11 protein-coding genes and 1 tRNA gene are annotated in these 14,334 nt (G+C 57.5%); 3 read left to right on the forward strand and 9 right to left on the reverse strand.

Annotated features, from left to right (window positions below; all coding sequences use genetic code 11):
* Positions 1-15: 15 nt before the first annotated feature.
* From Pan181_RS10950 to Pan181_RS10980, 7 genes are all read right to left on the reverse strand, one after another.
* Positions 16-1,341: an FAD:protein FMN transferase gene (locus Pan181_RS10950; RefSeq protein ID WP_145246846.1), complete on the reverse strand. Its 1,326-nt coding sequence runs from the start codon at positions 1,339-1,341 to the stop codon at positions 16-18.
* A gap of 39 nt (positions 1,342-1,380) precedes the next feature.
* Entirely contained in the window at positions 1,381-2,607 is a 1,227-nt protein-coding gene (gene nqrF, locus Pan181_RS10955; protein ID WP_145246847.1) for an NADH:ubiquinone reductase (Na(+)-transporting) subunit F, read from the reverse strand.
* Positions 2,608-2,673: 66 nt separating this feature from the next.
* A complete protein-coding gene (gene nqrE / locus Pan181_RS10960) occupies positions 2,674-3,282 on the reverse strand; it encodes an NADH:ubiquinone reductase (Na(+)-transporting) subunit E (protein ID WP_145246848.1) in 609 nt (202 codons plus the stop codon).
* Positions 3,283-3,347: 65 nt separating this feature from the next.
* The gene (locus Pan181_RS10965; protein WP_145246849.1) at positions 3,348-3,989 is read right to left on the reverse strand and encodes an NADH:ubiquinone reductase (Na(+)-transporting) subunit D; all 642 of its coding nucleotides are present in this window, start codon (positions 3,987-3,989) and stop codon (positions 3,348-3,350) included.
* Positions 3,990-4,047: 58 nt separating this feature from the next.
* A complete protein-coding gene (locus tag Pan181_RS10970; protein WP_145246850.1) occupies positions 4,048-4,854 on the reverse strand; it encodes a Na(+)-translocating NADH-quinone reductase subunit C in 807 nt (268 codons plus the stop codon).
* Positions 4,844-6,121 carry an NADH:ubiquinone reductase (Na(+)-transporting) subunit B gene (locus Pan181_RS10975; RefSeq protein WP_145246851.1) on the reverse strand — a complete coding sequence of 426 codons (1,278 nt, stop codon included), beginning with the start codon at positions 6,119-6,121 and terminating at the stop codon, positions 4,844-4,846. The genes Pan181_RS10970 and Pan181_RS10975 overlap by 11 nt, the downstream gene beginning before the upstream one ends.
* Before the next feature lie 91 nt (positions 6,122-6,212).
* Positions 6,213-7,571: a Na(+)-translocating NADH-quinone reductase subunit A gene (locus Pan181_RS10980; RefSeq protein WP_145246852.1), complete on the reverse strand. Its 1,359-nt coding sequence runs from the start codon at positions 7,569-7,571 to the stop codon at positions 6,213-6,215.
* A 597-nt stretch (positions 7,572-8,168) separates the two neighbouring features.
* Between Pan181_RS10980 and Pan181_RS10985 the strand changes: the two genes are divergently transcribed.
* A tRNA-Phe gene (locus Pan181_RS10985) sits at positions 8,169-8,241 on the forward strand.
* A gap of 173 nt (positions 8,242-8,414) precedes the next feature.
* On the opposite strand, the gene Pan181_RS10990 is transcribed toward Pan181_RS10985, so the two are convergent.
* Positions 8,415-9,107: a hypothetical protein gene (locus tag Pan181_RS10990; RefSeq protein ID WP_145246853.1), complete on the reverse strand. Its 693-nt coding sequence runs from the start codon at positions 9,105-9,107 to the stop codon at positions 8,415-8,417.
* A gap of 540 nt (positions 9,108-9,647) precedes the next feature.
* The gene (locus tag Pan181_RS10995; protein WP_145246854.1) at positions 9,648-11,591 is read right to left on the reverse strand and encodes a pentapeptide repeat-containing protein; all 1,944 of its coding nucleotides are present in this window, start codon (positions 11,589-11,591) and stop codon (positions 9,648-9,650) included.
* A gap of 282 nt (positions 11,592-11,873) precedes the next feature.
* On the opposite strand from Pan181_RS10995, the gene Pan181_RS26090 reads away from it, so the two are divergent.
* Both Pan181_RS26090 and Pan181_RS11005 read left to right on the forward strand, forming a co-directional pair.
* Positions 11,874-12,740 carry a YihY/virulence factor BrkB family protein gene (locus tag Pan181_RS26090; protein WP_197529160.1) on the forward strand — a complete coding sequence of 289 codons (867 nt, stop codon included), beginning with the start codon at positions 11,874-11,876 and terminating at the stop codon, positions 12,738-12,740.
* 30 nt (positions 12,741-12,770) lie between these two features.
* The gene (locus Pan181_RS11005) at positions 12,771-14,333 is read left to right on the forward strand and encodes a sulfatase (protein WP_145246856.1); all 1,563 of its coding nucleotides are present in this window, start codon (positions 12,771-12,773) and stop codon (positions 14,331-14,333) included.
* Position 14,334: the final 1 nt, after the last annotated feature.

Here is a 14,334-nt window from a genome sequence, read left to right on the forward strand (position 1 = left end):
TAACACACGCGAGGGCTAAGATTCAACTCGCGATTCTTCCTGCTCGGGCTTGCCGCTGCAGGTGGGCGAGGGATTGCTGCATAGCTCGCAAGCGGTTTTGCCGTTGCCGTCTTGCATGTTTGCGAGTCCTCCGCAGGTGCCCTTCACGCAACGATTGCTGAAGATCACGCCGACGGCCATCGCGATCACCGCGATCCCGAATACGCCGAGGGTGATGAGAAAGTAAGTGAGCATGGTGCTGTTCGCCTGTTCTTCTGAGTTGGCTTTGTTAGATTCTTGCTCCTCGGTCGCTTTCCATGCCGGAGTCGACTGCTCGCGGTAACCAGCGTCGGTGTGTTCGAGCAAGACGGCCGCCACTTTTTGTTCGGTGGCCCAGGCCGACCCTTTGTCGAATCCCATGGTCATGATCGCGGTCGCCAGGGCGTCGGCTTCCATGCACGTTGCTGCTCGCACCGAAACGCTTACCAGGTGGTTGGTGACCGGCGTGCCAGACTTAATGTCGATCGTATGCGAGTATCGCGTTCCTCCGCTCTCGAAGAAGTTGCGATAGTCTCCCGACGTCGCCAGGGCGTCCCCATTGTCGATGAGCACGATTCGATTGCTTATCTGAGTATCGGGACCGGGGAGTTCGATGCCGAGTCGCCATGGCTGCTTGTTGTCGCGAATGTTGAGCGTGCGAATCTCGCCACCGATCTCTACCATGGCGTAGCTGCAGCCAACTCCCTTATCGGGATCGTGCAACACTTCGCAGACCGCATCGGAAGCATACCCTTTGGCAATCGACGACAGGTCGACATACACGGTGGGCAGCGACTTGCGAACCGCGGGGGGATCGAGTCGCACCTCCAGCTTTTCGTATCCAACCCGAGCGCGAGCGGCGTCGATTTCTTCCTGTGGTGGGACCTTCCGCTGACCGTCGGGACCAAATCCCCAGAGGTTTACCAGCGGACCGACCGTAGGGTCGTACGAGCCCTCGCTTCGCTTCGCGATATCGATCGCGGCAGCAGTTACCTTGGCCGTCTCAGGCGACAGGTCGAACCAGTCCGTCGATTCCGATTGGTTGAACTCCGAGAGTTCTGACTTAGGATCGTAGGTCGACATCAACGCGTTGATCTCGGCCAGGCGATCGTCGATCACTTGCTGCACTTCTTCTTCGGAGTGCAGCGAACTGTCGAAGCCGACCGTTGCATGGTACGAGGTGCCCATCGTACGCCCGATAAGCCGGACCTCTTCACTGTGCGCGACAGCACTTGATAGCAGCACTCCCCAGACAAGCACCAAGGCAAAGCTTGGGTGCGAGAACGTGGGAAGATTGCGTGGGGAGTGAGTGAGGCGAGGCATACGAACGTCTTTTCGTGGCGAGGGAAGCGATTCCCTATTTTATCCGCCGAAGTCGTCGTAGGCGATGTTTTCCTTCTCAACGCCCAGTTCGTCCAGCATCTTGAACACCGCGGCATTCATCATGGGAGGACCGCAGATATAGTATTCGATGTCTTCCGGCGCGGGATGCGTGCTCAAGTAGTTCTCGAGCAGCACCTGGTGGATGAACCCGGTGTAGCCATCCCAATTGTCTTCGGGCATGGGGTCGGACAGGGCGATGTTGAACTTGAAGTTCGGGAAATCCTTCTCGATATCGCGGAACTCATCCACATAGAACAATTCGCGGGTGCTACGACCACCGTACCAGTAGGACACTTTGCGGTTGGTCTTGCGTTCCTTGAACAGTTCAAAAATGTGACTACGCAAGGGAGCCATACCAGCACCACCACCGATGTAAACCATTTCGGCGTCGGTATCCTTAATGAAGAACTCACCGTAAGGGCCACTGATGGTGACTTTATCGCCGGGCTTCTTCGAGAAGATGTACGATGACATCTTTCCAGGCGGAACGTTCGGCAGGCGTGGCGGTGGGCTGGCGATACGAACGTTGAGCATGATCATGCCCTTCTCGCCAGGGTAGTTGGCCATGGAGTAGGCTCGCACCACCTCTTCGTCGACCTTCGACACGTATTGCCAAACGTTGTACTTGTCCCAGTCCTCGTGGTACTCCTCTTCAATGTCGAAGTCCTTGTAGTGGATTTCGTGCGGAGGGCATTCGATCTGGATGTAACCGCCCGGCTTGAAATTCACATCTTCGCCTTCGGGCAGCTTGAGCTTGAATTCCTTAATGAAGGTCGCGACGTTGTGGTTCGAGATGACCTCGCACTCCCACTTCTTGGTCTCGAACGCTTCGTCCGGTACCTCGACCTTCATGTCTTGCTTTACGGCCACCTGGCACGACAGCCGGCAGCCTTCGCGAGCTTCGCGATTATTGATATGTGTCTTCTCGGTCGGCAGGATGTCGCCACCCCCGTCGAGCACCTTCACTCGGCATTGAGCACAGGTTCCGCCGCCGCCGCAGGCGCTGGAAACGAAGATGCCTTCGCTGGCCAGGGCTCCGAGCAGTTTGCCGCCGGCTGGCACGTGAATCGTTTTTTGCTCGTTGATTTCAATCGATACGTCGCCCGATGCCACCAATTGCGACTTGGCGAACAGAATGAGCAGTACGAGCGCCACGACCACGCCGGTGAACATGGCAACGCCGTAAACGATGGTAATCGGTTCCATGAGGGATGCCTCAGCGAGAATCAAATGGCGGAGCAATTCCGCTTGAATGATAGGATATAGTGAAAGTTACTCAGGCAGGTTGATGCCGCCGAAGGCCATGAAAGCCAAGGCGATCAAGCCGACCGTTATGAACGTGATACCGAGGCCGCGGAGCCCGTGGGGCACGTCGCTGTACTTCAGTTTCTCGCGAATACCTGCGAGGGCGAGAATGGCCAAGGCCCAGCCGAAACCAGCACCAAAACCGTACACAGCACTATCAGCGAGGTTGTAGCTGCGTTCGACCATGAACAGCGAACCACCCAGGATGGCGCAGTTCACCGTAATCAGCGGCAGGAAGATACCCAGCGTGTTGTACAGTGCGGGAAAGAACTTATCGAGCGTCATTTCCAGAATCTGCACCATGGCGGCAATCGTACCGATGAAGCTAATCAACGAGAGAAACTCGAGGTTGATTCCATCGGCGATCGCGTTCTTCTTGAGCAGATAGACGTAGATCGCATTATTCAGTGGAACCGTGATCGTCATGATCACGATCACCGCGATGCCCAGACCGATGGCATTCTTAATGCTCTTCGACACGGCCAGGAAGGTACACATGCCGAGGAAGAACACCAGCGCCAGGTTCTGCACGAACACGGCGTTGAGGAAGATGTTGAAGTAGTGCTGGAGGTCCATGTGGATGGGTCCAAATATTGGTTAGTGTGCGATCGCGAGGGAGTCGGACAGCGTTAGGTGTAAGGTTACAGCGTGGGATCGGAGTTCATCTGGTTCGGCTTGAACGACCGAAGGATCCAAATGAAGATGCCGATCAGAAAGAACGCACTCGGGGGAAGCAGCATCAAGCCATTCGGCTCGTACCAGCCTCCTTCGTCGGTTCCGTAAATTGCCAGTACCTGGTAACCGAGGATCGAACCCGAGCCAAATAGTTCGCGAAAGAATCCGATGACCACGAGCAGCAAGCTGTAGCCGAGGCCGTTGCCGATGCCGTCGAGGAACGACAACCAAGGGCCTTCCTTCATGGCGAAGCCTTCGGCGCGGCCCATCACGATACAGTTGGTGATGATCAAGCCGACGAACACGCTCATCGTGCGGCTGATGTCTGGCAAGTAGGCCTTCAGGATCTGATCGACGATGATCACCATCGACGCAATGATCGTCATTTGGACGATAATGCGAATGCTGCTGGGGATCAGCTTGCGAATCGCACTGACAGCGGCGCTGGAAAAACCGGTAACCACAGTCACTGCGATGGCCATGGTAATGGCTTTATCCAGTTTGGTAGTCACCGCCAGAGCCGAGCAAATGCCGAGCACCTGCAGCGCGATGGGGTTGTTGTTGAAGATCGGGTTCAACAACACTTTGGAAGGGGTAGTTTTGGCCATGATCAAATTGGTCCAAGGAAGTATCTAGAGCGAAGCGTGACGAACTGCTCTTAGTTGCCTAGAGGTCCGAGCCTGCGGTCTGTTTTTGGAGGAAAGGTCCGAACCCATCGGGGCCCAGCCAGTACTGCACAAAGTTCGAAACACCATTGGTGGTAATCGTTGCACCCGAAAGGCCATCGATCGTGGTATCGGCGCCAGGGCCCGAGCTAGGAGCCGAACCCTTGATCACTTTGATCACCACTTCGTGCTCGTCGTTGTAGGCGAGCTTGCCTTCCCATTTCTGCTGCCAAGTGGGGTTTTCGACTTCACCACCAAGGCCTGGTGTTTCGGCGTGTTCGTAGAAGGTAATGCCTTCGACGGTCTTGCCATCGGCATTGATCGACAGGAACCCATAAAGGGTCGACCAGAGACCTTTGCCGCTCACCGGCAGCACATATTGTTCGATCTTGTTCGGATCGCCTTCGGCGTGGATCTCATAGACGAACTGCATCTTGGCCCGGCGTTTGATGCCTGGCGAGGGGGTGACGCCTTCGATCTCCTTGCCAAGTTCTTTGCTGTTGGCAGCATCGCGAGGATCGAAGTCGGAGTACTTTTCCTTCCAGTCCTCGATTACGGTCTGATCTTCCAAATCGACCAGCAGCGTGGTGACCCGCTTTTCGATAATCGCGTCGACTTCTTCTTTCGACAGATCAGCCTTCTTATCGACCAGGTTCGCAGCGCGCAATACGTTGAGCTGCTTGTACAGCAGCTTGTTCTCTTCCTGTCGTCCATTCAGGAGGACAGCGGAACTCGCTACAAGCACGGAGCAAACTACGCAAACGCCTAGCGCTACCAAGATCGTTCCTAGAAACGAATCACGTTCCATATCGTGCGAGCCTCCGCTTGATGTTCGCTTGGATCACAAAGTAGTCGATCGTGGGAGCCATGACGTTCCCAAACAAAATGGCCAGCATGATACCTTCGGCAAAGCCGAGGTTCACCACTCGCACCAGGGCGGTCATGAACCCGATGAGGGCTCCGTACCACCACTTGCCGCTGTTCGTCATGGCGGCCGAAACCGGGTCGGTGGCCATAAACACGGTGCCAAAGGCAAAGCCACCAATGACCAGATGCCAGTACGGTGGGATTTGTACAACAGGGTTGCCGGTGAAGGTGAGCGTCAGCAACCAGGTGGTTGCGAGCAGACCGAGCACACAGCCAGTCATGATGCGCCAGGAACCGATGCCGGTGGCGATCAAGATGGCGGCCCCAATCAGGCAGGCCAAGGCCGAGGTTTCGCCCATCGAACCGGGGATGAAACCAAGGAACGCGGTCATCCAGTCGAAGGTCGCCCCTTCGGAGACCGTATGCACCACTTCGGCCATCGCTTCGCTCGGGCCTTGCTCGGCCGTGGCGGTCATCATCTTGCCGAGTGTGGTCGCTCCGGAGAAGGCGTCGGTCTTCTGTACTGCGACCCACACGCCTTGGCCTAAGGGGTTTGTCTCGCCCGACAGGTACTTCGCAAAGGCAAAGTACACAAACGCGCGGGCGGTGAGGGCGGGGTTCAGGAAGTTCTTACCAGTGCCGCCGAACACTTCCTTGCCGATCAGCACACCAAATCCAATACCGGCCGCAACGATCAACAGCGGTGTCGTCGGCGGTAGCGTTAGCGGAAAAAGCATGCCGGTGACGAGGAAGCCCTCGTTGATCTCGTGACCGCGAACCAAGGCGAAGATCAGCTCGATCGTACCACCCACGGCCATCGTGACGATGTACGCGGGAAGGAACCACAACGCCCCGTACACGAAGCACGATAGAACGCTGTTGGGATCGTGAGTGAATCCCATGTCGGTGAAGACCGTTTCGTGCCAGTCGTCAATAGCGGTGCCGGTTCCGGCATAGATTTGCAGGTTGGCTTGATACCCGGTGTTGTAGAGAGCCATCAGGATGCATGGCAGCAAGGCCACGATCACGGTCGACATCATCCGCTTCATGTCCAGGCTGTCGCGAACGTGGGGACCGGTTTTGGTCACCTCGCCCGGCGTGAACAGAAACGTGTCGCCCGCTTCGTACAACGGGTAGAACCGTTCGAGCTTACCGCCCTTGGTAAACAAAGGCTCTACTTTGTCGAGCAGGTTGCGAAGGAATTTCATATCAGGGGGATACTCGTTTTGGGACTTAGTGCTCGGGTGAGGGATGCCTCACACGAGTTTCCTCATTCCTCTTGCGGATGGTGGGCTTGGTTTAGCCCTCTTGTTCGATGGTCGTCAGATTGCGACGCAGGATCGGTCCAAAGTCGTGCTTGCCGGTATCAACAAACGAGCACAGGGCCAGGTCTTCTTCGTCTAGTTCCAGGCAACCAAGTGCCTGGGCTTGCTCGGTATCATCGACTACCAGCGATTTCAGCAGCGGGGTCGCGATGATGTCGAGCGGCATCACTTGTTCGAACGAACCAAGCGGCACAATCGCCCGCTCGCTACCTTCGGTAGAAGTGGTCATCGCAAATCGGCGACCAGCCGACAGTACCGACGCGAAGATCGGTTTGATCGAAAACTTGTTGAAGCCAGGACCGCTCCAGCCCATCAACTCGCGTTGCTTGCCTTCGGCGATCAACGTGATTGCGTTGTCGTAACGGCCGAGGAAGTCGACAGGCTCTACCGACTTGCGACCAGCCAGCACCGAGCCCGATATCACCCGCACGCCATATTCGGCGTCGGTGGTCTCGCCGGCGGTGAGGTCGGTCATGTTAGCGCCAAGTTGGGTGCGGACGAGTCGTGGGTCTTTCGCCGCGGGGCCAGCCAGGGCGACCACTCGCTCGTTGCTCAGTTGTCCCGTGAGGAACAGGTGGCCAACGGCAATCACGTCTTGGTAACCGATGTACCACGCGTGGCGTTCCAAGTTCACGGGCGCCAGGAAGTGAATGTGCGTGCCGGGCAAACCGGCGGGGTGCGGGCCAGCGAACGAGGCCGATTCGACGCAGTCGAGGTCATCGCCAGGCAGGCTCACGCCATCGGCCTTGCAGAGGTAGGTTTTGCCTTCGGTCAGAGTGCTGAGCGCCTCGAGACCGGCTTTGAATTCGCGTTCGCGAGTCGAGATCACGATCTTCGGATCTGCGGCCAGCGGGTTGGTGTCGATCGCGGTGACGAACAACGCGTACGGCGATGTTTCCGGATCGGGCACTTTGCTGAATGGGCGGGTCCGCAAGGCGGTCCACAGGCCCGATGCGATCAACTGCTCGCGAACTTCGACCGCTGGCAACTGAGTGAGATTGCTGTCGGTGTACGACTTGAAGTCGACCGACTCGTCGCCGTCGATCTCGATGGTGACCGACAGGAACTTTCGCTTGGCACCCCGCGACACGGCCACCACGCGGCCTGCCGCCGGTGCGGTATAGCAGACCGCAGGCAGCTTTTTGTCGGTGAACAGCACCTGACCCCGTTTTACGGTGTCGCCTTCGGCAACCAACATCGTCGGCTTCATGCCGATGTAGTCGTCGCCCAGCAGCGCCACGCGAGTGGCAGGTACGGCGTCGCTGATTTGCTGCTTAGGCTCGCCAGCGAGGGGAATGTCAAGACCTTTGGTAATGCGGATTGGCTGAGGCATGATCGGGCGGGCAACTCGCTTAACGCGGGAATGTTGAGACGCTGGGCGGTAGCAGTGACGAACGGACGCTGGTGGACGGTAAATCCGGCGAATGGAAGTTTGTGATTTTTTTCACAAAATCGACGCTAGGTCAACCCCTATAACGATTTAAGGCTTCTCCCACTCGACTGCCATAGGCCCGCTGGGAGAGAATTAGGCGGGATCTTTGCGGTGCGTGCCCACGGCATACAGGACTTGTCTACCGCCATATCCTACAACACTCCCGCTGGAAGGGAATGGGGATTTCGCCATTTCCTCTCGCACTGCGAACCCTAAACAAGGCCTTGCGTGTCTAGATGCTTGCAATGCATGGGTTTTGCAATTTCTTGCAGGCAGCTTTGCAATGAAATGCAGACACGATTTTGTTTTCCAAGCGAGGGGATTCCCTACCCAGCAGGTAGCGGATCGCCTGTTTTTTGCAGGTCTTGTTTAACAACTACCCGCGAAGTTGGCGATGTAGATAGGACCCGCTGCTGGGCTTCGAGCACCTGATTTTCAGACGGTTGCCCCCTGCCCTTTGCCATCCGCGGGTTGTTGATTAAGATGAAAGTCTTCGTTGGACAGGTAGCTCAGTTGGTAGAGCACGGCCCTGAAAAGGCCGGTGTCGCTGGTTCGATCCCAGTCCTGTCCACTTTTTTATGCGCGGTCGCTAAGCTGGCGACTTGTGCCAGGCTCGTCTCAGGTAGCCGATCGGGTGGAGCTTCAAGCTCTAATCCCCCCCAGTGAGCACTCGACTAGCGGTTCATGCTGGCCATTAATCTATCTGCTTGCTGGCCAGCAACCACTTGGTCAGTCCTGCTTATTTCAATCCTCGGCTGACTGCATCGCCAGTGGTTTCGCCGTGAACGACATCGCCGCGGCCTCGGCTTCAGCCATTCCTGGTTCGTGATCGGGAGCCACGTCCTGACACAAGATCTGCACGATCGTGTTGTTGTTTTCGGTGACGTAGAGCGTGGTGTGCATCGTCCGGCCGATCAGGCCTTCGCGAGCGCCGTCGGCAACTTCGCCGACCACGTGGCTGCGGACGAACTTCAGGTCGCCGACCATGCCCGTTTCGATCGGAGAACTGGAGAATGAATTGCGATGCGGTCGAATGCCATTGATGGAGTCCTCGAGCATCGCTTCGAGCGACGGATAGTTCACCGATCTCAGTGGTACGATAATAACCATCAGCATGGGATAGGTTTCGTCCTGACGTACAGGCCCTACCCAGGTGTAGGAATTGCCTTGTTGCACTTGCTCGATGAAGGTGAAACTCTTCGGGGGCTGAAACACGAACTGCCCCATCTCGAACTTCTCGCCGAGTAGCGCCTGTTGCTCTTCGGTCAATTTCCATTCGGCGATCGGCGTGCTAGCGGATGAGTCCTCGGCTGCTGGCGCTGCCGTCTTGTTTGCGGAAGAGGGGCTGGTGGCCGGTGGATCGCTGCAGCCAGTCAGGCTCAGCAAAACAGTCAGCGCGGCAAGGTGTGGCAAGAATGTGGAGCTAAGGGTCGCCATGGTTCGGTTCCAACACGGGGTCGTCGATTGTAACGAGAGCAATGCTCGCCAAGTCTCCCAGTGTAGTCTTCCCTTCCCACTGGTGATGCCAGTTCGGCCGACGCAAATGGCCAAAAATAATGCTTGAATCACGCGGGCGATGTGATCTAATAGTACAGAACAAATGTATATGTATCGAAGCTCGTTCGCGTCACGAGGAACAACTCGCATGTTATCAGTAGAAAACACCATCGGTAGATTGACTAAACACCAAATGCTGTGGTCGAAAAATATCGCTCCACGCTGGGGGCATTTGAAAACCACTTGCGTCGATTCAGTCGGCTGTAAGTCGTGCTTAGGAAAGAGTTTGCAACAACTGCCGGAGTCGTAAGAATTGCCCCCACGAATGAGATGTCCCGTTTGGTGGCAAATGAAATGTCTTAAGTCGCGAACACACAACAACTTAGGAGAATCGGTTTTGCCCCCACTCGGAACTGGGGGCACAACAGCACAGCACAGCACAGCACAGCCAGTCGGCATCGCGCTCGTACTGCGTTGCGATCAATCCTCATAATCAAAATCGTCGAGAATCGCCCCTGTTTGGCGGGCCTGCTGTTCGATGGCCGGGTCGAGTTCGGCGTCGCGTAAATCAACCAGATAGAAATCGACCCCATCGACTTGAGCGCCGCGGAGTTTTGCGCCGCGCAGATTGGCTTTGCGAACCTGTTCAGGATGTTTGAAATGAAGTTCCGTCAACTCGTCGGTGTAGAATCCCGTCATGCTCCCTTCCATGGCGATCGGGCTGTCGACCAACCCGCTCCGCGACGAACCCATATGGAACGAAGCCCCGCGCAGATTGGCGCGTCGCAGGTCGGCACCTTCCCAGTTGATTTCCGCCAGATGGGCATCGACCAGCCGGGCCTGGCAGAAGTCGCCGCCGGGAAACTGCGAGCCGGTGAGGTGGGCGTACGAAAGGTTGGCCTGGTAGAAGCTGCCCCCTTCGATGCTCACGTCTTCCAGCTGGGCGTGGTTCAGGTTCGCCCGGCTGAACTTCGCACCGTCGAGCGAAAGCGTACGCAGGTCGACATGCTCGAGTTGGGCACCGCTGAGGTCGGCGCTGTTCAGGTTGGCTTCCTCCAGGTTGGCCCCGGTGAGGCGAGCCGATTTAAGGTTGGCGTTCGACAGGTTCGCCCGGGTGAGCACCGCGTTGGTGAGACGTGCACCAGAGAGGTCGGCATTTCGCAGATCGGCCTCGTAGAAGTCGGCTCGCGAGAAGCTGGCGTTCGTGCAGTTTGCTCCCGCCAGCTTGGCGTGGGCAAAGTTGGCTTGCAGCGCGATCGCTTGTTGCATCTGCGCGCCGGCCAGGTTGGCTCCTTCAAACGAGCTAGATGTCAGCCGAGTATTCGACAGGTCGGCGCCGACCAGATCGGCTTCGCTGAAATCGCATTGCCCGAGCTTGGCGTCGGCCAGGTTTACTTCGGTCCAGTGGGCGCGGGGGAACGATCCCCCGCTAAGGTTCCAGAGCCGGCGACTCTCCGGCGTCGGCCGCCACATTGGGTCGAGTCGCAGCAGGATGCTGGCAGCCATCGGGTCGGCCGACGACCAGCCCCCCTGCTCCAGCAGACCCCCACCCTGTTCGAGCAGTTGCAACAGCAGAGCAGTCCCCTCTGCGTTGGTTTGCTCATCCTCCTTGGTTTGACCGTCTCCCTTCTTTTGCCCGTCTCCTTTCTTTTGAAAGTAGCGGGCGGTGAGATCAATCAAATCGGGCGGCAACGGCAACAGCAATCGTCGGCTGAGTCGACGAGTCGACTCGGCGGCGACGATCCACGTCGCTGCGAGCGGAAGTTGCACCGGACGGTGGCGGAGCAACGCCTTGAGTTCCGGCGTCGCTTCGCGTTGCAGCAACGAGATCCAGGTAGTGAACATCCAGGTGTTTTGCTCGCTGAGCATGGTCAAGCAAGCCTTCATGGCCGCAATCAACCCATCCTGCCCCCCTGCTCGTTCGCGAACCTCGGCCAGCATCGCTTCGGTCGGATCGTCGAGCGTCTGGTCGGCGGCAAAGTGGTCGAGCACGATGGTCGCCAGTTCCGGAAGCCAGATGCCTTGGGCGTGCGTCCCCAGTCGGTTCATCACATGCTTGCAAAGGTCGGAGTGGGCTGCGAGCAGGTACTCAACCAGATCGTCCCGCCCCCATGGCAACAGTTGCCAGCGTCGCCAGCGACGGGAGAGCTTTACCCCGCTGGTAGCGATCACCAACTGGGTTTCGGCCTGCTCGGCCACGTCGGCCAAGCTCGGCTCGTCGAGCACCAGCAGATTGGGAAAGGTCTCGTGCAGATGCCTGACCGCGGTCGACTTGCCCGAGCCAGCGCCACCCACGACCCAAAAGATGCCGGTGGTGCCTTTGTCCAAGTGTTCGGCCACCAGATCCTCGAGCAAGCTAACCTGCCCCTCTCCTCCCCGGACTCGCGGGCGAACAATGGCATCCCGAGGGTGTATAGATGGCATGGGGGGGATCCTGGGGGAAGCGATACGGACTCGAATCAGGTGATTTTAGCGGGCAATTTCAGCAGGTCAAAAACGGCAGTCCAAAAAACTTCGTTTCCCCGCAGGCTCGCTCGAAAACAAATCGGCAGAAAGCGGACACTTTCCATCCGCCATGGTTCAGATAGAGCGTGTAAGTTAAAACGGATAGGTAAAAAACATAGCATCCTCAGGCGACTAAAGGCATTTATCATTCGCATCGCAAAGGCAATCTTCGGTGTTCTACGTACCACGACGGTCGGCGTGATGAATCATCACGTTCCGCAGATGGCCGCGGCGATTGCGTATTACATGATCTTCTCGTTGCCAGCCATTTTGCTCATCACCATCTCGATTGGGGGGTATCTGGCGAGGATCGGCGCTCTCGGTACCGGCGATACGGTTCGCGAGCACATGATCGACGAGGTCGGCGGCGTCGTCGGCTCGTTCAGCACCGATCAGGTGGCGCAACTCATCGATCGGGCTACCAAGTTGCCTCCCTCGACCTCCAGTGTGTTGTTCGTGACCGCCATGCTGTTTTTCAGTGCTTCGGGCGTGATCGTGCAGGTGCAGATCGCACTGAACTTGATCTGGAAGCACGAGCCCGACGTCGACCGGCTGCGAAAACGCAATTTCTTTATTCGCCGACTGCTGTCGCTAGGCTTCGTGATCGTCATCGGCTTCCTGCTGTTGCTCACGATGGTGATCAGCGCCACGCTAACAACGCTCGGCGATGTGCTGAACGAATCGATCTTGAACCAGCAGTTGCCGCAGACAGGGTGGCTGATTTCGTTCACGTCGGATTTTATCGTAAGTATGTGCTTTTTTACGCTTGTGTATCGCTGGCTGCACGACACGCGGGTAACATGGAAATTCGCGTCGCTGGGGGGAATGATCACCGCCCTGTTGTTCATGTTGGGCAAAACTTTGCTGGCGTTGTTGCTCACCCACATGCATCTGGGGTCCGCTTATGGGGCTGCTGGCTCGCTGGCAGTACTGCTGGCCTGGTGCTACTACACATCGCTGGCATTTTTGGTGGGTGCCGAAATCACCCGAGCGATCGAAGCCTACTACATTGGCAAAGCCCAAGAGCAACTTGGAGCGAGTGTCGAGGTAAGCAGCGTCGAGAGGTAACAGCAAACCTACATTGGAAGGCGACTTTTCATGCGAACGATCATCTACCGGCCATTCTGCGTGATGCTACTCGGATCGCTGATGGCCGCAGCGGTGCTCGCTGCTGGTCAGCAAGCAGTTGCGGCGCCGAATGTCATCCTGTTCCTGGTCGACGACATGGGCATCATGGATACCTCACTGCCCTTCCTGACCGACGAGCAAGGCAACGCGGTTAGGCATCCTCTGAACGACTATTATCGCACTCCCAACATGGAGCGGTTGGCCCAGCAAGGGGTGCGGCTCAACAATTTTTACGCGATGAGCGTTTGCTCTCCGACTCGGGCATCGATCATGACCGGGCAGAACGCGAGTCGCCATCACACGACCAACTGGATCAATCCGCAGTCGAACAATCGGGGACCGTTTGGGCCGGCCGACTGGAACTGGACCGGGCTTAAGAAGAGCGATGTAACGCTCCCTCGCTTGCTCGAGCAGGCTGGCGGCTATCGAACCATCCACGTCGGCAAAGGTCACTTCGGGCCCGCCAACCATGAAGGAGCCGAGCCGCTGAATCTTGGCTTCGACGTGAACATCGCTGGGCACGCGGCCGGACATCCTGCGAGCTACTATGGCACCGACAACTTTGGCGAGAAGAACCCCGTTCAGGCAGTGCCTGGCCTGGAGAAATATCACGGGCAGGAGATCTTCCTTACCGAGGCACTCACGCGCGAAGCGAAGCAGCAGGTGACCGAAGCGGTGGAAGCCAAGCAGCCTTTCTACTTGTACATGGCCCACTACGCGGTGCATGCGCCGTTTCAATCCGATCCGCGATTTGCCGATCACTATCGCGATTCGGGCAAGAAACCCCAAGCCCAGGCGTTCGCCACGCTGATTGAGGGCATGGACAAATCGCTCGGTGATTTATTGGATCATGTCGAGTCGCTTGGGGTGGCCGAAGAGACGATCGTGATCTTCCTCGGCGACAACGGCAGCGACGCCCCGCTCGGCGGCGCTCACGAAATCGCCTCGGCCGCTCCGTTGCGCGGCAAGAAAGGCTCGCATTACGAAGGGGGCGTGCGGGTGCCGATGATTGCGGGGTGGGCGAAGTCGAATCCTGCGAACCCCGTGCAGGCGGCGGTGCCGATCGCTGAGGGGCAAATTCAGTCGCAGGTGGCGTCGGTCTGCGACTTGCTTCCCACGATTCTCTCAATCGCCGAACTCGACAATCCCGCGAATCACCCGGTCGATGGTTTTGCCCTTCAGCCGCTGCTGGCTGGCAAGCACGACGACTCCCGCCCGGAGACGTTCCTGATGCACTACCCGCACTCGGTGCATCGCAGCAACTACTTCACGATCTATCGCCATGGCGATTGGAAGATTGCCTACCACTACCTGCCGAAAACGAATCCCCAAAACAAGCGATACGAATTATTCAATCTGGCCGAGGACCCCACCGAGTCGAACGATCTCTCGTCGAGCGAACCGGAGCAGCTCGCACGGATGATGGGCGAGATGATCGAGCAACTCGCAGCCACCGGCGCGCAGTATCCCACCAGTCGGGATCGCGCCCGCACGCTAGCTCCGCAGATGCCAAACAAGAGGGAGACTAACTAAT

The sequence above is a fragment of the Aeoliella mucimassa genome, from assembly GCF_007748035.1.
GTDB classification, from domain to species: Bacteria; Planctomycetota; Planctomycetia; order Pirellulales; family Lacipirellulaceae; genus Aeoliella; species Aeoliella mucimassa.